29 protein-coding genes, 2 pseudogenes and 1 riboswitch are annotated in these 23,920 nt (G+C 49.9%); of the genes and pseudogenes, 20 read left to right on the top strand and 11 right to left on the bottom strand.

Translation table 11 applies throughout. The features are described 5' to 3' along the window. Nucleotides 1-11: 11 nt before the first annotated feature. From MKQ70_RS18550 to MKQ70_RS18540, 3 genes are all read right to left on the bottom strand, one after another. Complete coding sequence (locus tag MKQ70_RS18550; RefSeq protein ID WP_248073304.1) at nt 12-983, bottom strand: ribonucleoside-diphosphate reductase small subunit; 972 nt, start codon at nt 981-983, stop codon at nt 12-14. Between the two features lie 119 nt (nt 984-1,102). After that, a riboswitch (cobalamin riboswitch) is annotated at nt 1,103-1,319 on the bottom strand. A gap of 222 nt (nt 1,320-1,541) precedes the next feature. Further along, nucleotides 1,542-2,075: a hypothetical protein gene (locus tag MKQ70_RS18545; protein WP_248073303.1), complete on the bottom strand. Its 534-nt coding sequence runs from the start codon at nt 2,073-2,075 to the stop codon at nt 1,542-1,544. Further along, nucleotides 1,996-3,096: a hypothetical protein gene (locus MKQ70_RS18540; protein ID WP_248073302.1), complete on the bottom strand. Its 1,101-nt coding sequence runs from the start codon at nt 3,094-3,096 to the stop codon at nt 1,996-1,998. The genes MKQ70_RS18545 and MKQ70_RS18540 overlap by 80 nt, the downstream gene beginning before the upstream one ends. Nucleotides 3,097-3,279: 183 nt before the next feature. Between MKQ70_RS18540 and MKQ70_RS42355 the strand changes: the two are divergent. The 7 genes and pseudogenes from MKQ70_RS42355 to MKQ70_RS18505 all read left to right on the top strand — a co-directional run bounded on the left by MKQ70_RS42355 (nt 3,280) and on the right by MKQ70_RS18505 (nt 8,710). Then, nucleotides 3,280-4,361: pseudogene (locus tag MKQ70_RS42355) on the top strand (3-isopropylmalate dehydratase large subunit). Next, nucleotides 4,298-4,675 carry an aconitase family protein gene (locus MKQ70_RS38810; RefSeq protein ID WP_308199069.1) on the top strand — a complete coding sequence of 126 codons (378 nt, stop codon included), beginning with the start codon at nt 4,298-4,300 and terminating at the stop codon, nt 4,673-4,675. Before MKQ70_RS42355 ends, MKQ70_RS38810 begins: the two are co-directional and overlap by 64 nt. 11 nt (nt 4,676-4,686) lie before the next feature. Further along, nucleotides 4,687-5,358 (top strand): class I SAM-dependent methyltransferase, encoded by a 672-nt coding sequence (locus MKQ70_RS18525; RefSeq protein ID WP_248073300.1) that lies wholly within the window; start codon nt 4,687-4,689, stop codon nt 5,356-5,358. A 105-nt stretch (nt 5,359-5,463) separates the two neighbouring features. Continuing rightward, nucleotides 5,464-6,060, top strand: a complete 597-nt coding sequence (gene leuD, locus MKQ70_RS18520; protein WP_248073298.1) for a 3-isopropylmalate dehydratase small subunit — start codon at nt 5,464-5,466, stop codon at nt 6,058-6,060. Next, nucleotides 6,061-7,173, top strand: coding sequence for a 3-isopropylmalate dehydrogenase (gene leuB / locus MKQ70_RS18515; RefSeq protein ID WP_248081455.1), 1,113 nt, complete (start codon nt 6,061-6,063; stop codon nt 7,171-7,173). A 32-nt stretch (nt 7,174-7,205) separates the two neighbouring features. Beyond that, on the top strand, nt 7,206-8,294 hold the full coding sequence (locus MKQ70_RS18510) for a 2-isopropylmalate synthase (protein ID WP_248073295.1): 1,089 nt from the start codon (nt 7,206-7,208) through the stop codon (nt 8,292-8,294). Nucleotides 8,295-8,338: 44 nt separating this feature from the next. Continuing rightward, nucleotides 8,339-8,710, top strand: coding sequence for an alpha-isopropylmalate synthase regulatory domain-containing protein (locus tag MKQ70_RS18505; protein WP_248073291.1), 372 nt, complete (start codon nt 8,339-8,341; stop codon nt 8,708-8,710). A gap of 53 nt (nt 8,711-8,763) precedes the next feature. On the opposite strand, the gene MKQ70_RS18500 is transcribed toward MKQ70_RS18505, so the two are convergent. The 4 genes from MKQ70_RS18500 to MKQ70_RS38800 are packed head-to-tail and all read right to left on the bottom strand — an operon-like array spanning nt 8,764 to nt 10,226. Continuing rightward, nucleotides 8,764-9,066, bottom strand: a complete 303-nt coding sequence (locus tag MKQ70_RS18500; protein WP_248073288.1) for an alpha/beta hydrolase family protein — start codon at nt 9,064-9,066, stop codon at nt 8,764-8,766. Beyond that, the gene (locus MKQ70_RS18495) at nt 9,060-9,608 is read right to left on the bottom strand and encodes an alpha/beta hydrolase (RefSeq protein ID WP_248073285.1); all 549 of its coding nucleotides are present in this window, start codon (nt 9,606-9,608) and stop codon (nt 9,060-9,062) included. Before MKQ70_RS18495 ends, MKQ70_RS18500 begins: the two co-directional genes overlap by 7 nt. A gap of 13 nt (nt 9,609-9,621) precedes the next feature. Next, the gene (locus MKQ70_RS38805; RefSeq protein ID WP_282456593.1) at nt 9,622-9,834 is read right to left on the bottom strand and encodes a M15 family metallopeptidase; all 213 of its coding nucleotides are present in this window, start codon (nt 9,832-9,834) and stop codon (nt 9,622-9,624) included. Next, nucleotides 9,780-10,226: a M15 family metallopeptidase gene (locus tag MKQ70_RS38800; protein WP_308199067.1), complete on the bottom strand. Its 447-nt coding sequence runs from the start codon at nt 10,224-10,226 to the stop codon at nt 9,780-9,782. Before MKQ70_RS38800 ends, MKQ70_RS38805 begins: the two co-directional genes overlap by 55 nt. A gap of 199 nt (nt 10,227-10,425) precedes the next feature. On the opposite strand from MKQ70_RS38800, the gene MKQ70_RS18485 reads away from it, so the two are divergent. From MKQ70_RS18485 to MKQ70_RS18425, 13 genes are all read left to right on the top strand, one after another. Beyond that, nucleotides 10,426-11,208 (top strand): SDR family NAD(P)-dependent oxidoreductase, encoded by a 783-nt coding sequence (locus tag MKQ70_RS18485; RefSeq protein ID WP_248073282.1) that lies wholly within the window; start codon nt 10,426-10,428, stop codon nt 11,206-11,208. A gap of 16 nt (nt 11,209-11,224) precedes the next feature. After that, the gene (locus MKQ70_RS18480; RefSeq protein ID WP_248073279.1) at nt 11,225-11,968 is read left to right on the top strand and encodes a hypothetical protein; all 744 of its coding nucleotides are present in this window, start codon (nt 11,225-11,227) and stop codon (nt 11,966-11,968) included. Nucleotides 11,969-11,973: 5 nt separating this feature from the next. Next, complete coding sequence (locus MKQ70_RS18475) at nt 11,974-12,825, top strand: fumarylacetoacetate hydrolase family protein (protein ID WP_248073276.1); 852 nt, start codon at nt 11,974-11,976, stop codon at nt 12,823-12,825. Between the two features lie 14 nt (nt 12,826-12,839). Continuing rightward, complete coding sequence (locus MKQ70_RS18470; RefSeq protein ID WP_248073274.1) at nt 12,840-13,175, top strand: L-rhamnose mutarotase; 336 nt, start codon at nt 12,840-12,842, stop codon at nt 13,173-13,175. Between the two features lie 112 nt (nt 13,176-13,287). Next, complete coding sequence (locus MKQ70_RS18465) at nt 13,288-14,049, top strand: amidohydrolase family protein (RefSeq protein WP_248073272.1); 762 nt, start codon at nt 13,288-13,290, stop codon at nt 14,047-14,049. 20 nt (nt 14,050-14,069) lie between these two features. Beyond that, nucleotides 14,070-14,729 carry an L-fucose dehydrogenase gene (locus MKQ70_RS18460; protein WP_248073271.1) on the top strand — a complete coding sequence of 220 codons (660 nt, stop codon included), beginning with the start codon at nt 14,070-14,072 and terminating at the stop codon, nt 14,727-14,729. After that, the gene (locus tag MKQ70_RS18455) at nt 14,726-14,851 is read left to right on the top strand and encodes an SDR family oxidoreductase (RefSeq protein WP_248073270.1); all 126 of its coding nucleotides are present in this window, start codon (nt 14,726-14,728) and stop codon (nt 14,849-14,851) included. The genes MKQ70_RS18460 and MKQ70_RS18455 overlap by 4 nt, the downstream gene beginning before the upstream one ends. Nucleotides 14,852-14,904: 53 nt before the next feature. Beyond that, complete coding sequence (locus tag MKQ70_RS18450) at nt 14,905-15,669, top strand: MFS transporter (RefSeq protein WP_248073268.1); 765 nt, start codon at nt 14,905-14,907, stop codon at nt 15,667-15,669. Nucleotides 15,670-15,674: 5 nt separating this feature from the next. Beyond that, entirely contained in the window at nt 15,675-16,202 is a 528-nt protein-coding gene (locus MKQ70_RS18445) for an MFS transporter (RefSeq protein WP_248073266.1), read from the top strand. Nucleotides 16,203-16,323: 121 nt separating this feature from the next. After that, entirely contained in the window at nt 16,324-17,073 is a 750-nt protein-coding gene (locus MKQ70_RS18440; protein WP_248073264.1) for an MbnP family protein, read from the top strand. Continuing rightward, nucleotides 17,070-18,113 (top strand): cytochrome-c peroxidase, encoded by a 1,044-nt coding sequence (locus MKQ70_RS18435; RefSeq protein WP_248073261.1) that lies wholly within the window; start codon nt 17,070-17,072, stop codon nt 18,111-18,113. Before MKQ70_RS18440 ends, MKQ70_RS18435 begins: the two co-directional genes overlap by 4 nt. An 84-nt stretch (nt 18,114-18,197) precedes the next feature. Then, nucleotides 18,198-18,626: a septal ring lytic transglycosylase RlpA family protein gene (locus MKQ70_RS18430; RefSeq protein ID WP_248073258.1), complete on the top strand. Its 429-nt coding sequence runs from the start codon at nt 18,198-18,200 to the stop codon at nt 18,624-18,626. A gap of 77 nt (nt 18,627-18,703) precedes the next feature. Continuing rightward, the gene (locus tag MKQ70_RS18425) at nt 18,704-19,171 is read left to right on the top strand and encodes a hypothetical protein (protein WP_248073255.1); all 468 of its coding nucleotides are present in this window, start codon (nt 18,704-18,706) and stop codon (nt 19,169-19,171) included. Nucleotides 19,172-19,287: 116 nt separating this feature from the next. On the opposite strand, the pseudogene MKQ70_RS18420 reads toward MKQ70_RS18425, so the two are convergent. The 4 genes and pseudogenes from MKQ70_RS18420 to glmS form a co-directional block, all read right to left on the bottom strand. Continuing rightward, a pseudogene (locus MKQ70_RS18420) lies at nt 19,288-19,853 on the bottom strand (DNA-3-methyladenine glycosylase I). A 16-nt stretch (nt 19,854-19,869) separates the two neighbouring features. Continuing rightward, nucleotides 19,870-21,771 (bottom strand): DUF4954 family protein, encoded by a 1,902-nt coding sequence (locus tag MKQ70_RS18415; protein ID WP_248073253.1) that lies wholly within the window; start codon nt 21,769-21,771, stop codon nt 19,870-19,872. Nucleotides 21,772-21,814: 43 nt separating this feature from the next. Continuing rightward, nucleotides 21,815-22,027: a hypothetical protein gene (locus MKQ70_RS18410; RefSeq protein ID WP_248073252.1), complete on the bottom strand. Its 213-nt coding sequence runs from the start codon at nt 22,025-22,027 to the stop codon at nt 21,815-21,817. Between the two features lie 17 nt (nt 22,028-22,044). Next, nucleotides 22,045-23,886 carry a glutamine--fructose-6-phosphate transaminase (isomerizing) gene (gene glmS, locus MKQ70_RS18405; protein WP_248073251.1) on the bottom strand — a complete coding sequence of 614 codons (1,842 nt, stop codon included), beginning with the start codon at nt 23,884-23,886 and terminating at the stop codon, nt 22,045-22,047. Nucleotides 23,887-23,920: the final 34 nt, after the last annotated feature.

Below are 23,920 nucleotides of genomic sequence, written 5' to 3'. Positions count from 1 at the left end.
AAATGTTCGTCCTAAAAGTCTTCGTCCAGGCTGAAGGTCTGCGTGTCTTTGCCGCCCATTACGCCTGCTTTCTGGTAATCGCCAACACGTTTTTCGAAGAAGTTCGTTTTACCCTGCAGCGAAATCATTTCCATGAAGTCGAATGGATTACTTGCGTTGAACAGTTTGCCGGCGCCCAGCTCTGCGAGCCACCTGTCTGCCACGAATTCAATATATTGTTTCATCAGGTCGGCGTTCATACCGATCAATGCTACCGGCAGGGCTTCTGTGATGAATTCTTTTTCGATGGTTACCGCGTCGCCGATGATCTCCTGGATTTGTTTTTCGCTGATCTTACCTTCCAGCATGCTGAAGAGGAGGCAGGCGAATTCGCAATGCAGGCCTTCGTCACGGCTGATCAGCTCATTGGAGAAAGTTAAACCCGGCATCAGGCCGCGTTTCTTCAACCAGAAAATAGAACAGAAAGAGCCGCTGAAGAAGATACCTTCCACTGCTGCGAAAGCTACCAGTCGTTCTGCGAAAGTTCCGTTCTCGATCCAGCGCAGTGCCCATTCCGCTTTCTTCTTAACAGCAGGAACGGTCTCAATCGCATGGAACAGGCGATCTTTTTCTACGGGATCTTTTACATATGTATCGATCAGTAAAGCATAAGTTTCAGAGTGGATATTCTCCATCATGATCTGGAAACCATAAAAGCAACGTGCTTCAGGAATCTGTACTTCGCTCATGAAATTCACTGCCAGGTTCTCGTTCACGATGCCATCGCTTGCAGCAAAGAAGGCCAGTACATGGCTGATAAAGTGACGCTCGCCATCATTGAGGGCAGCCCAGTCTTTCAGATCGCCGCTCAGGTCAATCTCCTCAGCCGTCCAAAAGCTCGCTTCATGCCTTTTGTACATTTCCCACACTTTGGGGTAGTTAATTGGTAGCAGCACAAACCTGTCCTTGTTCTCCTTTAGCAGGATTTCATTCTCCGTGTTCATCAATTAGTTTTTATATGGTGTGCAATGTGCGATAATGAATTGGGTACGACGGCAGATAACGGTGCCGGCAGTTACCGGTGAAGGTTACTTTCGCCAATACCTTATTACGCGAAGGTTTTGACAAATCTGTTGTTCTGGCAGGTTTCCTGGCTTTCCCTTTACTTCCGGCCTTCCCGTGATCAACACAGTGGCAAGGGGGATGTTGGAAGTAAAACTGAACCGTTTACTGCACGGGCCCGGGAATCACAGTAGCGCGTCTGCTCGTGAATCTCACACGATTCCCTATTAATTGTACCGGCGTATTTTCCGGTACAAACCAAATCAACAATGTCAAGAACTGTTGCAAATGTAAGGAGTGAGGTCGTGGGTAACCTTTAAAAGTTGCTAACAGGTGTGGAAAAACTATGTGGGTTTTTAGAAGATTCCCACTGGTAACCGGAATCCGTTTTTTGGCATTATTTTTTACACCAGGACACATTTTTTTTATCGAAAAGTGTGGAGATAGATGCACGGTTTTTATGATGTAAATCCAATGCTGATCATCAGTGATTTACACTTTTATATTCTTTTCTCCTTGTTGATGAATTTCCTGCGGATGATGTCCTGTACAGGGATTCCCTCGATTTTGCTTTCCAGCCAGGAAATGATGTCCAGGTAAAGGAACGATCTTTTCTCATATGGGTTCTGGGAAATATTCACCAGTTTTTGCTTCAGATCTTTGAATGCCTCTATCAAGTCCTTGGGATGGGCATACATATTCTTGCGCAAAAATTTTAATATCTCTTCCATCACACTGCTCAAGTCTTTGTTCTTCGCAATAAAGTGGTAAACAGACTTGATCAGGTATTCTACCAGGCTGTAATTTTCCAGCTCATAGTGGGCGATGAGGTGAAGTATACGCGCAAAACACTGTATATCGGCCCGCAGGTTACCGATGCGCAGGTGAATTATTTTATTCAGGTAGACAATGGCATTATTGTTATCCCCGCTCCCAAAGTACAGGCAGGCAATCTTATAGTAAAACACCAATACCCGGTGCTGGTCCACCGTAAGCTGGTGTTCGGCGATCTGCGTTTCCAGCTCCGGTACCATGGCCAGCCCTTCCGTAAAGGTCCCCTCCGAGGAAGTGACGGTTCAGTTTCGCCGTATAACGGTACACAAATGAAGATGTCCGCGTGTTTTCGTTGAAACTGTCCTGGTGCTGGTCGATATAGCACTCGAAGGCGCTCAGCGTTTCGGCGAACTTACCATGGTTCATGGTATAAAAGTGCGCCGTCAGCAGGTTGTGCATGGCCTTCACGTACATGTCCTGGTCGGTTTTTAACAGCGAAGGGTATTCGGTGAATAAGTCGACCCACTTCTGCGTATACCGGTAATACATGGCGAAGTCCTGCAATATATAGTAGTACCAGCAATGCGCCTGGTACATGTATATTTTCTCGTAAAAACTCATATTGGGCTGCAGTTGCCCCGGAAGGTTCGTTTCGAAGAAGCTCTTCATCATGAGCACGTCCTTTTCATCACGGGCGTGGCCCAGCTTCAGGTACAGGCCGTACATCCGCAGGCTAAGGGTAGACAGTTTACTGATATGGTTCAGCTGGGTGTTGATTTCCAGGCTCTCGCCACTCAGTTCTTCCGCCCGGTTCTCAAGACTCCGGGTAATATGACGCGATTCGATCAGTTTTTCGAACTCGATGATCTCGTAGCAAAGCATCACTTCTTCCTGCTCCCGTGCACTGGTCTTGGCTTTAGCCAGCAGCTTCAGGCTCTGGGTGTACAATCCCTTGTTATACAGTACCCGGGCATAATCCAACTGCTCCCGCAGCTCTATCAACGGGTCCTTCTGCTTGTACAACAGGCGCAGGGTGGTCAGTAAGTGTTTATAAAGATGGGCTTTAACGTTCGATAATTGCTGTTTTTTGATATCCGGTACCTTTTTCAAAATTACCTCCTCGTCATATTCCTTCATCCGGTCCATGACGTTGAACAACTGTATAAAAAGCACCTCCTCGTTGTCGTTATTTTTATTGAAAGCGAGCTGAAAGTTCCTTTTTTCGGCTTTAGTAAGTGTTTTTATTAATATGAAAAGCGCATCGTTTAAACTGTTGGGCATCGTTGAATTATAGTTGTAGTGTGCTGTTTTTCAATGATTTAGATTGAATTCACCCGCTTTGCGGATCGTAAAAGATTCAAATTTAGCCAAAGCCGTTTAGATACGACCTGTTAGATTTGAAGGTATAAAAATCAGAGGCGATCACAAAAATAAGGAACGCAACAAAATAAAAGTTTATTACGGATGGGAAAAACACTATTTGACAAGATTTGGGATGGCCACGTTGTGACGAGCAAGGCGGACCACCCAGATGCCGTTTACATCAATACCCATTTTATACATGAGGTGACCAGTCCCCAGGCTTTCGACGGTTTACGCAAGCGCGGTATTCCCGTGTTCCGTCCGAACAAGACCCGGGCCACGGCCGACCATAACGTACCCACCATCGACCAGCACCTGCCGATCAAAGAGGCCCTGAGCCGCCACCAGGTGGAGATGTTGACCAAGAATACAAAAGAATTTGGCGTAGAGCTGTACGGCCTGGGCCACCGCTACCAGGGTATCGTTCACGTGATCGGCCCTGAACTGGGCATCACCCTGCCGGGCATGACCATCGTATGCGGCGACAGCCATACCAGCACCCATGGTGCTTTCGGCGCTATCGCCTTCGGTATCGGTACGTCTGAGGTAGAACAGGTACTGGCTACCCAGTGCATCCTGCAGTACAAGCCTAAGCGCATGAAAATCGAAGTGACGGGCGAACTGAAAAAGGCGTACTGTCCAAAGACATCATCCTGTATATTATTTCCAAGATATCCGCATCCGGCGCTACCGGCTATTTCGTGGAATACGCCGGCGAGGCGATCCGCAGCCTGAGCATGGAAGGCCGTATGACGATCTGTAACATGAGCATCGAGATGGGCGCCCGCGGCGGCCTGATCGCCCCCGATCATGTGACATTCGATTATATTAAAGGTCGCGAGTTCGCTCCGGCAGGCGCAGCCTGGGATGCGGCCCTCGACTACTGGAAAACGCTGTTCTCCGATGTAGACGCCGAGTTTGACCAGGTACTCACCTTCCGCGCGGAAGACATCGAGCCCCAGGTAACCTACGGTACCAACCCGGGCATGGGCATGGGCGTTACCGAGCACATTCCCGCCCTGGCACAGCTCGACGACAGCGAAAAGCCTTCTTTCAAGAAATCGCTGGACTATATGGGTCTCGAGCCGGGCGCCCAGCTGCTGGGTAAAAAGTGGACTACGTGTTCATTGGCAGTTGTACCAATTCCCGCATCGAGGACCTGCGCCTGGTGGCCGACTTCGTAAAAGGTAAAAAGAAAGCCGACGATGTGACCGTGTGGATCGTACCTGGGTCCAAACAGGTAGAGGCACAGGCCATTGAAGAAGGCATTGATAAGATATTTGAAGCAGCAGGTTTTCATCTTCGCCAGCCCGGCTGCTCTGCCTGCCTGGGTATGAACGAAGACAAGATACCTGCCGGTAAATACTGTATTTCTACTTCCAACAGGAACTTTGAAGGTCGCCAGGGCCCCAACGCCCGCACCTTCCTCGCCAGTCCGCTCACCGCGGCTGCCGCAGCCATCACCGGCAAAGTGACCGATGTAAGAGAAATGATTTAAAACAAACGTATATGAGCACCTGGGACGCCGGTTTATATAAAGAACAACACAGTTTCGTATTTCAATATGGCAGCGACCTTCTTTCGTGGCTGCAGCCGCTGGAGGGTGAAAGAATCCTGGACGCCGGCTGCGGAACCGGGGAGCTGACCGTGGAAATCGCGGCGACCGGCGCTTCTGTAAAAGGGATCGATCAGAGCGCCAGCATGATCAAAAGTGCAAAGGCGCACTTCCCGGGGTCGGACTTTGCAACGGCTGACATTGCACACATGGAGCTGCACGAACAGTTCGACGCGATCTTTTCTAACGCTACCCTGCACTGGGTACGCGAAAAGGAAAGCGCAGCCGTGCAAATGTTCAAACACCTGAAGCCAGGGGGACGGCTGGTACTCGAAATGGGAGGGAAGGACAATGTGGCCGGCATCCTGAAAGCCCCGGCACAAGCCATGAGCAAGTACGGAAAGGCTTACACGCCGTTCTGGTATTTTCCTTCCGTGGCTGAATATACCACAGTGCTCGAAAACGCGGGCTTCCGCGTGAACCGCGTGCATTACTTCGACCGGCCCACTACGTTAAAGGACCAGGAAAATGGCATCATCCGCTGGCTGGAAATGTTCGGCTCGCACTTTTTGCCGGCATGGAAACCGACGAACGCAACGCCATCCTCGAAGAAACGCAAAGGCTGATGGAGCCAACGCATTTCGCCAATGGCAAGTGGACCGCCGATTACAAAAGACTGAGAGTGCTGGCCGTTAAGCCTGCATCCTCGCTGTAAAACATCGCATCAAACTATGGAAAAGATATTTAAGAACCTGGTGTCTACAGTGATACCGCTGCCGATAGAAAACATCGATACCGACCAGATCATCCCCGCGCGCTTCCTGAAGGCGACCACCCGCGAAGGATTTGGCGAAAACCTGTTCCGCGACTGGCGCTTCGATGAAAACAACCAGCCGAAAGATTTCGTGCTGAACAATCCTACTTATAGTGGTAAGATCCTGGTAGCCGGTAAAAACTTCGGCTGCGGCTCTTCCCGCGAGCACGCTGCCTGGGCTATCGCCGACTTCGGACTCAAAGTAGTGGTGAGCAGCTTCTTCGCAGACATCTTCAAAAATAACGCGCTGAACAACTTTCTTCTCCCCATTACCGTTAGTGAAGGATTCCTGCACAAGATTTTCCAGGCGGTAGAGGCCGATCCGAAAGCCGAAGTGGAAGTGAACCTGCAGGAGCAGTTCATCGCTATTAAAAGCACGGGCGAAAGAGAATCATTCGACATCAACGCCTACAAAAAAACATGTTTGCTGAACGGGTACGACGATATCGATTATCTGTTGAGCCAGCGCAGCAACATCGAAAAATACGAAGCATCACGACCATTCAATTTCTAAATCAAATCATACCACTCAAGCACTGTTACAAACAATGGGAGTAGAAAAAAGATACTGGTAATACCCGGAGACGGCATCGGACAGGAAGTAACTTCCTGGGGCAAAAAGGTACTGGAAGTAATTGCAACAAACTACAAACACACGTTTACGTTTGACGAAGGCATCATGGGCCACGTAGCGATCGAAGCTACCGGCAACCCGCTGCCCGACGAAACGCTGGAAAAAGCACGCAAAAGCGACGCTATCCTGTTTGGCGCGATCGGTCACGCTAAGTACGATAATGATCCTACATTGAAAGTGCGTCCTGAACAGGGGCTGCTGAAAATCCGCAAAGAGCTTGGTTTATATGCCAACCTGCGCCCGATTAAATTGTTCGACGACCTGCTGCAGGCTTCGAGCATCAAACCGGAAATTCTCCAGGGAGCTGATATCCTCTTCTTCCGCGAACTGACAGGTGATGTTTATTTTGGTGAGAAGAAACGCAGCGAAGACCGCACTTCTGCGTCCGACCTGATGATCTATCATAAGTATGAAGTAGAACGCATTGCCCGCATGGCTTACGAAGCTGCGCGCACCCGCAAGAAACGCCTCTGCTCTGTAGATAAAGCGAATGTGCTCGAAGCCTCCCGGTTGTGGAGAGAAGTAGTGCAGGAAATTGCAAAAGAGTATCCCGATGTGGAAACAGAACACATGTTCATCGACAACGCGGCGATGCAGCTGATTAAAGATCCGAAACGTTTTGATGTGGTGGTAACCGGCAACCTGTTCGGTGACATCCTCACCGACGAAGCATCGCAGATTGCAGGCTCTATGGGCATGCTCGCATCTGCCTCCGTTGGCGACGCTATCGGCTTCTACGAACCCATACACGGCTCTGCGCACGATATCGCGGGTAAAGGTCTGGCGAACCCGCTGGCCTCTATCCTGAGCGCTGCGCTGCTGCTCGATATTTCTTTCGGTTTGAAAGATGAATCACAGCGCGTGATCAAAGCCGTAGACGCCACACTGCGCCAGGGCTACCGCACCATGGACATTGCGACCAAACACACTGCCAACGAGTTCATTCTCGGTACAGATGCAATGGGCGCCAAAGTATTGGACAACCTGAACTAATCCAGATAAATTATTCGAAAAACACACTAACAATGGATAAAAACCGAGTCTATATTTTCGATACCACCCTGCGCGATGGTGAACAAGTGCCGGGCTGCCAGCTGACCACTGTTGAAAAAATTGAAGTAGCGAAAGAGCTGGAGGCGTTAGGCGTAGATGTAATTGAAGCTGGTTTTCCTATTTCCAGCCCTGGCGACTTCCAGAGCGTAGTGGAAATATCCAAAGCGGTATCAGAACCCATTATTTGCGCGCTTACCCGCGCCAATACAAAAGATATTGACGCTGCTGCGGAAGCCCTGCGTTTTGCAAAACGTGGCCGTATCCACACCGGTATCGGCGCTTCCGACATGCACATCAAGTATAAATTCAACAGTACCCGCGATGAGATCCTGCAACGTGGCGTAGATGCGGTTAAGTATGCCCGCAAATTCACCGATGATGTAGAGTTTTATGCAGAAGATGCCGGCCGTGCAGACAATGAATTTCTTGCCCGCATGATCGAAGCGGTCATCGCTGCCGGCGCTACTGTGGTAAACATACCGGACACCAATGGTTATTGTCTGCCCGACCAATACGGTGCAAAAATCAAATACCTGGTGGATAATGTGTCTAACATCGATAAGGCCATCATTTCTGTACACTGTCACAATGACCTCGGTGTGGCCACCGCCAACTCTATCGCCGGCATTATGAACGGTGCAAGGCAGGTAGAGTGTACCATCAATGGTATTGGTGAAAGAGCAGGTAACACATCGCTGGAAGAAGTGGCTATGATCCTGAAAACGCACCATGGCCTGGGTTACAACACCGGCATCAACTCTAAACGTATTTATGGCATCAGCAACCTGGTAAGCACCATGATGCGTATGCCCGTACAGGCGAACAAGGCAATCGTTGGTCGCAATGCGTTTGCGCACAGCTCCGGTATTCACCAGGATGGCGTACTCAAGCATCGCGAGAACTACGAGATCCTCGATCCGGAAGATCTCGGCATCAATCCGAATTCTATTATTCTTACTGCCCGCAGTGGCCGCCACGCGTTGAAACATCACCTGGAAAGGCTGGGCTATAAGATCGATAAAGTGAACCTCGACGAAGTGTACCAGCGCTTCCGGAAGTAGCCGATAAGCAGAAAGAAATAAGCGACCACGACCTTCAAATGTTAATGGGCGACGGCCAGGAAAAAGTCTACGCGGAAGGTGCAATTAAAGTAACTTTATTGCAGGTTGTCTGTGGTGATCCCCTGCGTCCGATGGCGACCGTGAAATTGAAGATCAATGGTGAAGAGAAAGAGGCGAGCGCAGCGGGCAATGGTCCGGTGAACGCAACCATCAACGCGATCCATGAGATCATTAAAGATGATATTACTTTGGATGAGTTCAGCATCCAGTCTATGCACGGCGGCAGTGAAGATGTGAGTAAAGTAAATATGCACGTAAAGCACGCAGGTAAATCCTATTACGGTTTCGGCACTTCCACCGACATTGTAAATGCATCTGTTCATGCTTATGTCGATGCCCTGAACAAGATCTACTAAGACATAATCAGCCAACGTATAAGTGAGGGTCGGGCCATTGGCGCCCGGCCTTTTTATTTCCCATACCTATTCACCCACGCTGAAATCTCATTCGAAATCAACAACACATTCGCCAGGTTACCCGTCCCCAGATCATGTCCCGCACCGGTCAGTGGCACTAATTTGTACGGTACGCTCTTCGCCTTCAGCTCTGCTTCCAGTAAAGTCGACTGCTCGTACGGAACGATATTATCAATCGTACCATGTATCAGCAATGTAGGCACATTGGCCACATAGTTAATCGGGCTCGCCTGTGAAAATTTTGCGTTCACAGGTTGTCCCGTAGTATAAGCAGCACCCGCCACTGCGTTTACCACACCGATAAGGCCAATAGATTTTGCATATTCCAGAACTTTACCTGGTCGAGTTTTGTAGGCCCGGCCATCGATATAACGGCGCCCACCTGTGCCTGCGAGGCATATTTGTAGGTGTACAGCAAAGCCATATGCGCACCGGCACTGCCACCGCAAAGGATGAACTTCGTTTTACGGGAATGCCAGTTATCCATCTCCTGAATTAAATTGATCGCCTTAGTCACATCGGCCATCAGTTCTTCATGATGTACGCTGCCGCTCACGTAACGGTAACTGATACTCGCACTGCTGATGCCTTTGGTCAGGAAATGGTCCCGGAAGCCATGCATGTCTTCCTTGTTGCCGGCCGTCCATCCGCCCCCATGGATAAATACGATGAACGGGGTAGTAGTATCATGATTTGCGGCCAGGTATACGTCCATTTTCTGACGTGCGTCCGTGCCATATGCTACATCCAGCATTTTTTCCTGCGGATAGGTGTCCGGGTTAGTGGAGTTGCTTTTCGTACAGCCGATTAACAAAAACAGGAACAGCAGGTTTCTCATATGCGATGGTTTTTTATTTAACGTCCAGATCTTCAAAAGCGATATCCATCAGCGGATATTGTTTAGGGTTACGGAAAAAATAGTGCCACCATTCTGTTTCCAGCGATGTAAAGCCATGTTTTTCCATTACTGTTTTCAGTAGGCGGCGGTTTGCGGCCACGGTGCTATCTTTTAGCGGGTAGTTATGGTGCGCCCGTTCGGTAAAATCATCGAAACCGGTGGGCATTTGTATTTCTTTTTTGTTTTCAGGTGGATGATGGTCAGATCCACTGCCGCGCCGCGGTTATGTCCCGAGCCATTGGCCGGGTTTGCCGCGTAGCGGTCGTCCGGCACGATCGCCCACATTTTTTCGGTCGCAGCGTACGGTCGATATCCATCAAATATTTTAAGTCCATAGCCCAATCGGTTAAGCTCCTGTTGCACGGCCAGCAGGGCTTTCACCACCGGCAACCGAAGGAAAACCCGGGCTTGTTTATATAATGCCTGTTTCGTAAAATTGTTCACCGTGGCATATCGGATGTCTTTCGCAATGCCCGGGATCATAGCCTCCACGTCTACTAGCCGCATATTGGAATCTTTGGCCGCCAGCTGCTGATATAAACGAATATCATTCACCACGGGAAGGCCATATTTGTTCAGGGAATTTGCTGCGCCGACAGGGCGGCAGGCACAAGCAACAGTATTGAAATAAATATATTTTTCACCGGATTTGATTTGATGAACGCCTCAATGGCGAAGATTGTATTTAATACGGGTAAAAAAGGATCGTAATCGCCTTTGTAAAATAGGTACTTTAGAACCCTTAAATTAAGAAAAGATGAACTTGTTTCGATTAGATGGAAAAATTGCCGTGGTAACCGGCGGTGGTAGCGGAATAGGTCAGGCCGTGGCAAAATGTTTTGCCGGGCAGGGCGCAGTGGTGCATATCCTGGAACTGAACGAAGCGGCCGGACAGGAAACCTTGTCTGCCATCGCAGCCGCCGGCGGGCAGGGCTACGTGCATAGTGTGAACGTGAGCGAGCAGGCAGCCGTACAGGCGGTGATGGACAAGATCGTCGACCTCTCCGGCGCATTGCACATTCTCGTCAACTGCGCTGGCATCGCACACATCGGCAAGCTGGAAACTACATCGGAACAAGATCTCGACCGCATATATAATGTGAACGTGAAAGGCACGTACAACTGCATGTTCACCAGCGTGGCACAAATGAAAAAGCAGGGAGGTGGCGTGATCCTGAACGTGGCCTCTATCGCCAGCAGCGTGGGCATCCCCGACAGGTTCGCTTATTCGATGAGTAAAGGCGCGGTGTTAACGATGACGTTGTCGGTAGCGAAAGACTACCTGGCCGATAACATCCGCTGCAACTGCATTTCGCCCGCCCGCGTGCACACGCCGTTCGTTGATGGCTTTATCGCCAAAAACTACCCCGGCCGCGAAGCGGAAATGTTCGAAAAGCTGTCTAAAACCCAGCCGATAGGTCGTATGGCCAAACCGGACGAAGTGGCCTGGCAATGCCTGTACCTCTGTTCCGACGAAGCCGGTTTTATTACGGGTTCGGACTATGCCATTGATGGTGGGTTTATACGACTGAACAATTAATCGTATTTTCCACCCTATGAAACGCAACGCAATATTATTTGTACTGGCCCTGGCCACCTTCGCTACCGCCTGTAACTCCGGCGGTACCAGCACCAGCGGAAAAGATTCCGTTCCTTTTGTCCCTGCAACACCCGATGGCAGTGTTACGGTAACCCTGGAAAACAGGGATAAAGACACCGGTAAAGTACGCATCAAAGCCACGCTTGGCAACCTCAACAGCACAGAACAGGTATTTGATTTGGACCTGCTGCAACAGGGGGCCGATACCGCACTGTACCGCGTGGTGTGGGATAAGCCGAACAGCGCTTATATCGGCGTGATCAAAAGCAATAAGGAGACGCGTTACTATCATGTTATACCAGACAGTCCGTTTGTGCGTGTGCGTTGGCATACTTCACCACCCAGGGAAATCTGGCAGTATGTCGAAGGTCCGATGGGACTTGGCGCTTTCCTGAAAAATCAGCCGCTGGTAAAAGCGTATAAAAAGAATATCAAGTCCGGAGTGATCATTGAAGACTTTATCGTGAAACTGGAACAGCTGCCAGGCGATTCTGTGAAACTGCATTACGCTTTCGGCGGACTTATTGATGATGAAACGTTTTATATTCCTGCCAGCATTGAACCCTGGCTCATGGTGGCGCAGGACGATATGGTCTATTTCGGTTTGAAGATGGATGGCGAATTTAAAGAGTCCAAACAATTGCGTGTAAGGAACGGCAGGCTCGAAGTAAAAACACTGAGAAAAATTAAATTTAAATAAACGATATGAAACTGATAAGGTTCGGTTTACCCGGCGCTGAAAAACCAGGTGTTGTAACCAGCGAAGGCATGTTTGATGTATCTTCTTTCGGAGAAGATTTTGGAGAGAAATTCTTTGAAACTGATGGTCTGGCCCGGTTAGAGCAATGGTGGAATGCCAATAGCGCCACTGCCCCCAAAGTAGCCGAAGGAACCCGTTTGGGTTCGCCGATCATGCGTCCTTCCAAAATCATTTGTATCGGTCTTAATTACGCCGATCACGCGAAGGAAACCAACGCCGCTATTCCCAAAGAACCTATCGTTTTCTTTAAGTCAACCACCGCACTGGTAGGGCCGAACGATGACCTCGTGATCCCTAAGAACAGTGTAAAAACCGACTGGGAAGTAGAACTGGCCGTTATTATCGGTAAAAAGGCTGCTTATATCGAAGAGAAAGATGCCGAAGATCATATCGCCGGTTATGCCCTGCACAACGATTACAGCGAACGTGAGTTCCAGATCGAACGGGGCGGCCAATGGGTAAAAGGAAAGAGCTGCGACACTTTCGCGCCGCTTGGTCCCTGGATGGCGACGAAAGACGAGATCAAGGATATCAACAACCTGCGCCTGTGGCTCACGGTAAACGGCAATAAATACCAGGACGGTACTACCGCCAACCTGATCTTCAAAGTTCCGTTCATCGTATCGTACCTCAGCCAGTTTATGACCCTGCTCCCGGGCGATGTGATTTCTACAGGTACGCCGGCTGGCGTTGGTTTGGGTATGAACCCGCAGGTATACCTGAAAGCGGGCGATGTGATTGAACTGGGTATTGACGGCCTGGGCGCCTCGCGTCAGCAGGCTGTTGCATGGAAATAGTTAAACAACGAATTATGATCGTTAATAGATATTGCCTGGCGTTGGATTTGGTGGACGATGCCGCGTTGATCGCGGAGTACGAACACTACCACCGCGAAGTATGGCCCGAGATCAAAGCCAGCATCACCGGTGCAGGCATCGAAAAGATGGAAATCTACCGGATCGGGAACCGTCTGTTCATGATCATGGAAGTAAACGACAGCTTTTCATTTGAACGCAAAAGTGCGATGGACGCTAACAATCCGAAGGTGCAGGAATGGGAACAGCTGATGTGGAAATACCAGCAGGCCCTGCCCGTAGCCAAACCCGGGGAGAAATGGCTCATAATGGATAAAATATTTGAATTATAAGCCACGATTATTGCAGCTGGTACAACACTGGTCATTAAACAAACAGTATTTCACGTATGATTATTGATTCCCATCAACACTTCTGGCGCTACGATCCGGTACGCGATACCGGATGGACCCGCCGATTCAGCGCGATTTTCTGCCGATTGACCTCGGTCCCGTACTGGCTGCTAATCATGTGGACGGCTGCGTGGCCGTGCAGGCCGATCAGTCAGAAGAAGAAACCAACTTCCTGCTCGATTTAGCGGATAAAAACGACTTTATCAAAGGCGTGGTGGGCTGGGTCGATTTACGGGCCGATAACCTGGAGGAACGCCTGCAGCACTTCGCACAATTTCCCAAACTAAAAGGCTTTCGGCACATTGTGCAGGGCGAGGCGGACGACCGCTTCCTGCTGCGGGAAGATTTTTGTAGAGGGATTGCGCTGCTCGGCAAGTACAAGTTCACGTATGATATTTTGGTGTACCCGCATCAATTGCCTGCGGTAGTGGAATTTGTAGGCAGGTTTCCCGAACAGCGGTTCGTCATAGATCATCTTGCCAAACCCGATTTTAAGAAAGAACTCAGCCACGACTGGGCACAGCACATGCGTGCGATCGGTCATCACCACAATGTATACTGCAAACTAAGCGGCATGGTTACGGAGGCCGACTGGGAACATTGGGAGCAGGACGACTTTTCACCCATGCTCGAAGTCGTGCTCACCGCCTTTGGCTCCAGCCGTACGATGTTTGGGTCCGACTGGCCGGTGTGTTTGCTGGCAGCGGATTACGAATCGGTGAAAGGCATTCTTGAAAACTATATCTCCGGCTTCTCCAGGTCGGAAGTAGGCATGATCATGGGTGGCAATGCCCGCACTTTTTACAAGCTATAAAACACAATAAAACGACATAAATGAACTTAGGACTGAATGATAAGGTGGTGATCGTAACCGGTGGCGCCAAAGGTATTGGTGAAGCCATTTCCCGCCTCGCGGGCGAAGAAGGCGCTATCGTAGTGATTGCAGGCCGCAATGCTGCCGATAATGATAAAACGGTAGCTGCCATTAACGCGTCAGGTGGCCGCGCGATGGGCGTGGTGGCCGAACTGGGGCAGGCTGGCGATTGCAGGAAAGTGATCGACGCTACCGTGAAGACTTACGGCCGCATCGACGCGCTGGTGAACAATGCCGGCGCCAACGATGGCGTAGGACTGGAAAGCGGCAACCCGGAAAAGTTCATGGCTTCTTTACAGAATAATCTTTCGCATTATTACAACCTGGCGCACTACGCACTGCCTTACCTGAAGGCCACGAAAGGTAATATCGTGAACATCGGTTCCAAAGTGGCCACGACCGGACAGGGGAACACCTCGGGGTATGCCGCATCAAAAGGCGCGATCAACGCTTTAACGCGTGAGTGGGCAGTGGAATTGCTACAGCACAGCATTCGTGTAAACACGGTTATTCCTGCCGAAGTATGGACACCCTTATACGAAACCTGGATCAATTCACTGCCGAACCCGGAAGAGAAACTGGCCTCCATCACTGCTAAGATTCCACTGGAAAAAGAATGACCACTTCCGAGGAGATCGCAGCGATGACCGTATTCCTGCTGAGCAACCGATCCGCGCACACCACTGGCCAGATCGTTTATGTAGATGGCGGTTACACGCACCTCGACAGATCTATCAGCTAACTATTTTTATTCTGATACAAATACCTATAACAACAACATAAAACAACAGATCTATGGCCGGAACCGCAGTAAGCAATTCCACGTACACCACCACGGGCGGCAATAAAACAGGCAATTACCTGTTTCCGTTTATCCTGGTGACCAGCCTGTTTTTTCTCTGGGCGCTCATACACAACCTGAGCCCGGTGCTGATCCCGCACCTTAAAAAAGCCTGCCAGCTAACAGACACACAATCATCTTTTATTGATTCCTCCATATTTTTTGCCTACTTCGTGATGGCGATGCCCGCAGGATATGTGATGAAAAAGTTTGGTTATAAAACCGGGATTATATTTGGATTGCTGGTATATGCAGTTGGTGCGTTCCTGTTTATTCCCGCGGCAAACTCCGGGCAGTATAGTTTTTTCCTGGTGGCATTGTTTGTCATCGCCAGCGGATTAACTTTCCTGGAAACAGCGGCCAATCCATACGTAACCATTTTGGGTAAACCGGAAACAGCTACCTTCAGGTTGAATCTTGCACAATCCTTTAATGGGGTGGGCGCTATGCTCGGTCCCATCATCGGTTTGAAGTATATCTTGTCCGGTACAGAGTATACTAATGAGCAGATAGCGGCAATGTCGCAGGCGCAGTTAGCAGCTTACCAGGCCAGCGAAGCGTCAACCGTAAAAATGCCTTACATGGTCATTGGTTTCGTGGTATTGCTCGTAGCGGTGTTGTTTATCATCACCAAAATGCCGGATGTAAAAGAGCAGGATAATCCGGAGATAGATGCGACCGGGTCCAAAGGGGGATTCTCCGTCACAAACACCTGGTAGCCGCAGTGATCGCACAGTTTTTTTACATCGGTGCACAGGTAGGTGTGAATGCATTTTTTATCCGCTTTGCTAAATTTTCGGCAGGGATCAGCGAAAAGGATGCGGCCCTGTTACTGGGATCCGTGGCAGGCACCGGTTTCATGATCGGCCGCTTTGTAGGTACTGGTTTGATGCGCCTGGTAAAACCACCAACCTTGCTGGCAATTTACGCTGCTGTAAACGTATTGTTGCTGATTATTGCGATGACCACTAAAGGCAATGTGGCCGTATGGACCGTATTGGCGGTACCGTTCTTCATGTCTATCATGTTCCCTACCATTTTTGCATTGGGTATTGATGGCCTGGGTGCGGACGCTAAATTGGGCTCTTCGCTGATCATCATGTCTATCGTAGGTGGCGCTATTTGCCCGCCGTTGATGGGTCTTATTTCTGACGCCTCTAACATCCAAATGGCCTACCTGGTACCGCTGTTCTGCTTCGCCGTGGTATTCTGGTTCGCCACCAAAGGATATAAGCTCGACCGGGCACTTTAATGCCCTGTCATAAAACGCTTTGCGCGCCTGCCAACAAATCGGCAGGCGCGCTTTTTTTATCGGCCAACGCAGGCCACCAATCCGGCAAATTCATCGTACCTTCAGGATACAAACCAGCTTTATGACCCAGCCTGTAAACCGCTATTGCCTGATCATGCTCCTGCTCCTTATCTGGGGGCCGGGTTGCCAGAAAGATGAGGAGACGACGCGCAGTACGATTACCGTCAGCATTCAGCATAAAGTAAACCAGGCGCCGCTCGCCCTGGCCAATACCAGCTATACGAACGCTCTAGGTCAACCCTTTACGGTGACCGCATTCAAATACTACCTCAGTAATTTCACTTTTACCAGGGCCGACGGTTCCAGAGTACGCATCAACGGCCAATATTACTTTGTCGATGAAGCCGTACCCGAATCCAAAAAGCTGACTATCGCAAACGTGCCATTCGGCGATTATACGGGCATGTCGTTCACGATTGGGGTAGATAGCATCCGGAACGTAAGCGGCGCGCAAACGGGCGCGCTGGATCCATTAAGCGGTATGTTCTGGAGCTGGAACAGCGGTTACATCATGGCTAAGTTTGAAGGTACCTCCAAAGTCTCCACCGCGGCAGATACTTCGCTGGTTTTTCACGTAGGCGGATTTAAAGGGGAGTACAACTCCTTGCAAACAGTCGCGTTGAACACCGGCAGCTTTAAAGTGCCCGATAATACCCACATCGCGCTCACCGCGGATGTGGCCACCTGGTTCAATACGCCCAACCCGATCAGTTTTATCACCATCAATAAAGTGCATACGCCCGGCATCGATGGCTACAAGTTTTCGCAGAATTACAGTAACATGTTCACCAGCGTCGCCGTGTCGGAATGATCAGGAAGTTTATTTATATCGTTTGTATCTTTTTCCTCGTGTGGGCCTGTCGTAAGAGCGACCAGGGCGGCTCCGCGCCGGTACCTTATACGTTACAACTGCCCGATTACTTCCCGGCTACGGTATACGATATGAGCCAGAATCCGCTCACCCGCGAAGGCATTGCACTAGGTCGCCGCCTGTTCTACGATCCGCGCCTGTCGCGCGACAGTACCGTGTCCTGCGGCTTCTGCCACCAGCAGTTTGCGGCGTTCTCGCATTACGATCATCCGCTGAGCCATGGTGTGGGCAACAACACCGGCACCCGCACCGTTCCCGGATTATTCAATCTAATTTATCAGAAAGATTTTATGTGGGACGGCGGGGTGAATAATTTAGAAATTCAACCACTCACGCCGCTCACCGATCCCAACGAAATGGGAGAGGACCTGCAGAACGTGATCAATAAAATTCAATCCAACGCCCAATACCGCGGCATGTACAAAGCGGCATTCGGCACCACGGAAGTGACTACCCAACGTACTTTCCGCGCACTGGCGCAGTTTATGGCCACGATGAACTCCTTCGAATCCAAGTACGACAGCATTATGCGCAAGGTGCAGGGTGTGGCATTTACAACGGAAGAAGCCAGCGGTTACGCTACGTTTCAGGCCAAGTGCGCCAGCTGTCACAAAGAGCCGCTGTTTACGGATGGCAGCTTCCGCAGCAACGGGTTGCCTTACAATCCCGCCCTCAACGATGTGGGCCGCATGCGCATCACTAATAGCACCGGCGATTATCTTAAATTTAAAGTTCCTTCCCTGCGTAATATTTTACGGAGTCAGCCTTATATGCACGATGGCAGGTTTTACGACATCTTCCGTGTATTTGAGCATTATAACAAGGGCGTAGAAGCCGGCGCTAATCCCGATCCGCTAGTGAAGAGCGGTATTCCCCTGAGCGCCAAAGAACAACGTGAGCTCTATTTCTTCTTCATGACGCTCACCGACATGAACTTCATCAATAATAAAGAGATCAGTGAGATATTGATCGAGGATTGACAAACATCTGACTTTCTACAAGTGTATGTATGTACATAAGCAATTTATATATTTTATGTTGATGTATTCGTCTTTCTGGAACGGTTGTTGCAAAATGGCGGGTATGAAGAAATGGACTATTACCGTACTGATGATGCTGTTTGCCATTGCGCCGGCCGTGCAGGCCCAGCAGCAACAAAAAGCTGTAAAAAGGAAGGTACCGCCAGCTTTTACGCCCAAAAGTTTAATGGACGTAAAACCTTCAGCGGTGAGGTATTCGACAATAGTGCGATGACCGCCGCCCACAATACCCTGCCGATGGGCACTTTTATCAAAGTGACTAATCTGCGCAATAACAAATGGGTAGTCGTAAAGGTGACCGACCGCCTGCATGCGGCAAATACCCGCGTGGTAGACCTTACACAGGCCGCTGCTAAAAAGCTGGGGTTCTATAACCGCGGCCTCACAAAAGTGAGGGTGGATGTAGTACCTAAGTCATTCTTTTACAGCGTAATGCAATCATTCCTGGGGTAATACTTCCAGAAAGGTAAAAGAGGCGCTTAACGGCGCCTTCTTTTGTTTATTTTGGGCGTATTGAATCCTTATACCTTATGGCCCATTCTGATCAAGTAGATCTCAATTTTGAAGACGACTCGAAAACCCGCAAGCAACTTCGCCCGCTGATCATTACGATCTGCAGCTGGTGTTTTCTTATCGTCGGTGGTCTTAGTATTTTACTACTAGCAGCTTCGCCATTTCTGAACGTTTCCGTACAACTTTATGGCATAGAAGATAGCGGCAGCGATAAGTTTGCACAGGTGTTCGTACTGGCACTATTTATCCTGCATGGCGTGGTAGCAGCCGGATTATTGTTCGAGCAAAAATGGGGTGTGATGCTGGGGATCATTGTAGCCTATATGGCCGTTGGTATTTGCTGTTACACGATGTGGATGCGGCTTGCACATGGGGGCGGCTTCGTGTTTCGCGGAGAGCTGGTGGCACTAGCGCTTTATCTTTGGTGGTTGCATAAGAACAACTACGCCTGGAAAGAAGCTATTCACAGTAATGATAAGTTATAAAGAAGGTACTGACCAAAAAGTATTGGTCAGCCCTAATTTATTCGGGTACCTGATGGAGACATGTCATCGTTTAAGGATTCTCAAGCCTTCATTTTACTTTTTGGTCAGCCCCTTATTTACTTCTTAAACCTCCAGCAGCCCTGCACATGGTCGTTAACCATGCCCGTGGCCTGCATAAAAGCATAACAAATGGTAGAACCTACAAACTTAAAACCGCGCTTCAGCAGATCCTTGCTCATGGCATCGGATACGGCGGTTTTAGCGGGCACCTGACCCAGGCTGGTAAACTTGTTCAGCACGGGTTTGCCACCCACGAACGACCAGATGTATTTGTCGAAACTTCCAAACTCTTCCTGTACTTTCAAAAATGCTTTTGCATTTCCTACTACCGCATTTACCTTCAGTTTATTGCGGATGATACCAGGGTTTTCCAACAACGCAGCGATTTTTTTATCGGTGTATTTGCTGATTTTTTCGCATCCCAGTTATCAAATGCCTGGCGGTAATTTTCACGTTTGGTCAGTACGGTGTACCAGCTTAGTCCGGCCTGCGCACCTTCGAGGTTCAGCATTTCAAACAGGTGCTGATCGTCGTGGTTGGGTGTGCCCCATTCTTTGTCGTGGTACTCCTGGTATAGTTCGTCTTTATTACACCAGGCGCAGCGTGTTTTTACAGCTCCCATTGCTTGATCAGTTCTTTCACTTGTTTTTATACGCTTTCAGGTCGGCGATGGTGTGCTGGATAAAACCATTATCTTCCAGGCGACCGATCACCGTTTCCATTTCTTCTTTGCTATCATACACCATCTGGCGGTATGGGTTGTTGTAATCTTTCTCACGCGAACGGTAGATGTTTTCCGTGAGCATGCCAAGGGTGTACACCGATTGTTCCAGCAGTTTATTCAGCTGCTCTTTGGTCAGGTCTTCTGCGGCGATACGCTGTGACTCCAGCATACAGGCAATGCTGTGTTGTAGTTTATCTTTTGCGTATTGTTCGCCTGCTTGCTGGTATACCTCGTGCACCTGTTGCCAGCTGCCGATTTTTCCATTGCGGATGCGTTCCTTCATGTCTTCTACGGTACCGGATTTCATCAGCTGCCCGCCAATGTTCTGCCAGCTGCTGCGTGTAGCATCCTTTGCCAGTGTTATAACACTTTCAAATGTATCCAGGTCGTTCTGCGCAGCAAGGTTGCGTGCAGCATATAGCACCACCAGCTCGCGGAACAGGGGATATGCCTTATGCACTTTTAGCAGGTACGCTTTACGCCGGCTGTTTTCCGCTTCTGTAGCGAATATGTCCAGTTGCGCTACCTGTTCCGGGTTGTTCAGCAAAGCTTCACGACCTTTCTGTTTCGCCAGTTCATCGTCGCCGCTGCCGTCCAGTAAAGCACGACCGGTAGCCAACTCCATTAGCTCCAGTGATTCCATTACTTCTTCCATGGAATCGGGGGCGAGGTAGTCATATTCGATGTGCTGAATGCGTTCGGTCCGTTTGTCGCGGTCCACGTACTTCCAGCTGTTGCGGGCCAGCGCGTACATGTTGTACATGAACCAGTAACCCGGCATGATCTTCAGCGTATTGGTATTTTCTTCATTACTCACCAGGCTGAAAGGGTAGCGGATGTTCAGTTCATTCATGTAGGTGCCTTTCGCGATCAGCGTAAAGCTTGCGAACATGGAGTTATGCTTCAGGCTCACACAAAGTCCCGGCCAGAACCCGCGGCCTGCAATAATTTCACCGTCGGCACCCCTTGAGTTGTGGTTAGAACCCACGGTCGCGCCGGCCGCCATATTGCTTTGTCCCATGATGAGCGCTGCACATAAAAACGAGTTATTGTGGTGCTGCTCATGTGCAGGGAATATCAGCGAGTTCAATACTTCACAGCAGGAAATCGTAGCATTATTGCCGAGGTAAGAGTTAATCAACCTGGCGCCGTATTTCAATTGTGAGTGGGAGGCCATCACGAAACGTACGGCTTTTACACCATAGAACGCGCGGCAGCCGTAACCCACGATGCCGTTCACCATTTCGCAGCCTTCACCGATCTGCGAGGGCGCTTCGGCGTTGCTGTTAATCGTGAGGTTCTTCAGTTTGTTGGCGCCTTTCAGGTAAGCGTCCGTGCCGATCATGACGTCTTTAATGATCTTCACGTTTTTGATAACCGAGCGGTCACCGACCATGCCATAATACCCCCTTTGTTTACTGAATTTGTTTTCGGTAAAGGCGGCAAACTGCTGCTGCAACGCTTTATCGTTACGGTTACGCGTCCAAAGGTAAGCATCGCCCGGCAGCATGCCATCGAAGGGCAGCACACTGCGGCCACCGTTTTCGTTGCATAGCTCCAGCCAGATGCGGATGCTTTCCGGTTCCCCCTCTTTTAAAATACCGTTGCCGAATTTAGCGTGACTGGTTGTTGCCATTTCACTAACGTTCGCAATCAGTACTTCATTCCCGATAATATAATGCGATAAGAAATTCACATTGTGCACGGCCACATTGTCACCAAAGTCGCAGGAGGCGATCGTGCTGTTATATAAGCCCACGGGGAGTCGCAGGTTATGAAACTCCGTGAAGTAGGGTTCCAGTTTACCGATGCGCACCAGGCCAAAAAAGTGACAATGTTTTACGAGCTGCGGGTTAAATTCATCCGATACCGTGGATGTTGTTCCAGTCGTCGGAGGTATTGTCGTTCCGCACTAAGGTTTCCAGCTCCAGCGCCGACAATTTACGGTATACAATAGCCGACGACCGTTGCTGGTCGCGGAGAAAGTATTCGTTTTTGCCTTCGGGAAGGTGTTCGCCGCCCACGAAATTGTAACCAAGTTCGGTGAGCGGCCTTTTGAGGATATGATTCATTCACGAGTAATTAAACGTTATTCCACAGTTACCGATTTAGCCAGGTTGCGTGGTTTGTCCACATCGTACCCTTTTTGTACGCCTACATGGTAAGCGAGCAGCTGCATCGGTATTACGGACAAAATAGGCGCTACCAGCTCATCTGCCTCCGGCACCACGATCACATCATCGGCCAGCGCGCGGATGGTTTCGTCGCCTTCGGTTACTACGGCAATTACTTTACCTTTTCTCGCTTTGATTTCCTGTATGTTCGAAACAATTTTTTCATAATAGCTGTCTTTCGTCGCCACGAACACTACGGGGAGGTGCTCGTCTACCAGCGCGATCGGACCATGTTTCATTTCCGCGGCGGGGTAGCCTTCGGCGTGGATGTACGAAATTTCCTTCAGCTTCAGCGCGCCTTCGAGGGCTACCGGGAAGTTGTAACCACGGCCAAGGTACAGGAAGTCGCGTGCGTCTTTGTACTTAGCAGCAATGGTCGCTATTTCATCGCTCAGCTTCAGGGCTGCGGCTACTTTGTCGGAGATGGCGTCCAGCTCGTTGAGCAGGTACTGGTAACGCTGATCGGTAATGGTACCGCGGTCTTTCGCGATTTTCAGCGCGATCATGTTCAGTACGGCCAGCTGCGCGGTAAACGCTTTGGTGCTCGCCACGCCGATTTCCGGTCCTGCGTGGGTGTAAGCGCCGGCGTGCGACAGGCGTGCGATCGAAGAACCTACTACGTTACAAACGCCGAGGATGATCGCGCCTTTCTTTTTAGCAGCTTCGATCGCCACCAGGGTGTCAGCCGTTTCACCACTCTGCGAAATCGCGATAATGACATCACCTTCGCCGATTACCGGGTTGCGGTAGCGGAACTCCGATGCGTATTCCACTTCGACGGGAATGCGGCAAAGTTCTTCTATCACATATTCAGCGATCAGGCCCGCGTGCCACGAAGTACCACAGGCTACCATGATGATGCGTTTCGCATTTTTCAGCATGTCTTCGTACTCGCCACGGATACCGCCCAGCGTAAGGGTGCCGGCCTTGGCGTCCAGGCGGCCGCGAAGACTGTCGAAAATGGTTTGCGGTTGTTCAAAAATTTCCTTCAGCATAAAGTGATCATAGCCGCCTTTTTCAATGGCTGCCAGTTCAATATCCAGCTTCTGGATGTACGGCGTTTGTACTTCGTTGGAGATGTTTTTGAGGATCAGCTCATCCGCCTTTAAAATGGCGATCTCATAATCGTTTACATACACTACTTCTTTCGTGTATTCCACGATGGGAGAGGCATCGGAAGCGAGGAAGTGCTCTCCTTTACCTACGCCGATCACGAGTGGACTACCTTTACGCGCGGCGAGCAGCGTACCCGGATTATCCTGGTCTACGATCAGGATTACGTACGCGCCTACTACACGTTTCAGCGCAATGCGCATCGCTTCTTCGGTACCGCACTGGTTCGAGTGTTTAATTTCCTCGATAAAGTGCATCAGTACTTCGGTATCGGTATCGCTCGCAAACGTATGGCCCTTTTTCTGCAGCTCCTGCTTCAGTTGAGCATAATTCTCGATGATGCCGTTGTGCACCATGGCCAGTTTGCCGTCGCCCGACAAATGCGGGTGTGCATTCCTGTCACAGGGTTCTCCGTGGGTGGCCCAGCGGGTGTGCCCGATGGCGATCGTGCTGCTCAGGTTTTTGCCGGTCACGAAGTCTTCGAGCCCGGCTACTTTTCCCTGCTTTTTGTACACTTTCAGTTCGCCATCATTGATAAGGGCTACGCCGGCGCTGTCATAACCACGATATTCCAGCCTTTTCAGTCCCTTTAAAACCACGGGATAGGCCTCCCGCTGGCCGATATAGGCAACGATTCCACACATAAGAATAATAACTAATTGAGGTTGTTGATTGATT

It is taken from the genome of Chitinophaga sedimenti, from assembly GCF_023156195.1.
In the GTDB taxonomy this organism is placed as follows: Bacteria; Bacteroidota; Bacteroidia; order Chitinophagales; family Chitinophagaceae; genus Chitinophaga; species Chitinophaga sedimenti.
Note: the sequence above shows the minus strand (reverse complement) of the source record. Positions and strands in the feature narration are given on the sequence as shown.

Coding starts and splice junctions, on each gene's coding strand:
- MKQ70_RS18425 (WP_248073255.1), top strand. CDS start 18,704: ATGGCCCATTCTGATCAAGTAGATCTCAATTTTGAAGACGACTCGAAA.
- MKQ70_RS18550 (WP_248073304.1), bottom strand. CDS start 983: ATGAACACGGAGAATGAAATCCTGCTAAAGGAGAACAAGGACAGGTTT.
- MKQ70_RS18485 (WP_248073282.1), top strand. CDS start 10,426: ATGAACTTGTTTCGATTAGATGGAAAAATTGCCGTGGTAACCGGCGGT.
- MKQ70_RS18480 (WP_248073279.1), top strand. CDS start 11,225: ATGAAACGCAACGCAATATTATTTGTACTGGCCCTGGCCACCTTCGCT.
- MKQ70_RS18540 (WP_248073302.1), bottom strand. CDS start 3,096: ATGCCCAACAGTTTAAACGATGCGCTTTTCATATTAATAAAAACACTT.
- MKQ70_RS18495 (WP_248073285.1), bottom strand. CDS start 9,608: ATGAGAAACCTGCTGTTCCTGTTTTTGTTAATCGGCTGTACGAAAAGC.
- MKQ70_RS18545 (WP_248073303.1), bottom strand. CDS start 2,075: ATGGTACCGGAGCTGGAAACGCAGATCGCCGAACACCAGCTTACGGTG.
- MKQ70_RS18465 (WP_248073272.1), top strand. CDS start 13,288: ATGGACCCGCCGATTCAGCGCGATTTTCTGCCGATTGACCTCGGTCCC.
- MKQ70_RS38805 (WP_282456593.1), bottom strand. CDS start 9,834: ATGCCCACCGGTTTCGATGATTTTACCGAACGGGCGCACCATAACTAC.
- MKQ70_RS18450 (WP_248073268.1), top strand. CDS start 14,905: ATGGCCGGAACCGCAGTAAGCAATTCCACGTACACCACCACGGGCGGC.
- MKQ70_RS18460 (WP_248073271.1), top strand. CDS start 14,070: ATGAACTTAGGACTGAATGATAAGGTGGTGATCGTAACCGGTGGCGCC.
- MKQ70_RS18505 (WP_248073291.1), top strand. CDS start 8,339: ATGGGCGACGGCCAGGAAAAAGTCTACGCGGAAGGTGCAATTAAAGTA.
- MKQ70_RS18440 (WP_248073264.1), top strand. CDS start 16,324: ATGACCCAGCCTGTAAACCGCTATTGCCTGATCATGCTCCTGCTCCTT.
- MKQ70_RS18435 (WP_248073261.1), top strand. CDS start 17,070: ATGATCAGGAAGTTTATTTATATCGTTTGTATCTTTTTCCTCGTGTGG.
- MKQ70_RS18475 (WP_248073276.1), top strand. CDS start 11,974: ATGAAACTGATAAGGTTCGGTTTACCCGGCGCTGAAAAACCAGGTGTT.
- leuD (WP_248073298.1), top strand. CDS start 5,464: ATGGAAAAGATATTTAAGAACCTGGTGTCTACAGTGATACCGCTGCCG.
- glmS (WP_248073251.1), bottom strand. CDS start 23,886: ATGTGTGGAATCGTTGCCTATATCGGCCAGCGGGAGGCCTATCCCGTG.
- MKQ70_RS18455 (WP_248073270.1), top strand. CDS start 14,726: ATGACCACTTCCGAGGAGATCGCAGCGATGACCGTATTCCTGCTGAGC.
- MKQ70_RS18525 (WP_248073300.1), top strand. CDS start 4,687: ATGAGCACCTGGGACGCCGGTTTATATAAAGAACAACACAGTTTCGTA.
- MKQ70_RS18510 (WP_248073295.1), top strand. CDS start 7,206: ATGGATAAAAACCGAGTCTATATTTTCGATACCACCCTGCGCGATGGT.
- MKQ70_RS18470 (WP_248073274.1), top strand. CDS start 12,840: ATGATCGTTAATAGATATTGCCTGGCGTTGGATTTGGTGGACGATGCC.
- MKQ70_RS18410 (WP_248073252.1), bottom strand. CDS start 22,027: ATGAATCATATCCTCAAAAGGCCGCTCACCGAACTTGGTTACAATTTC.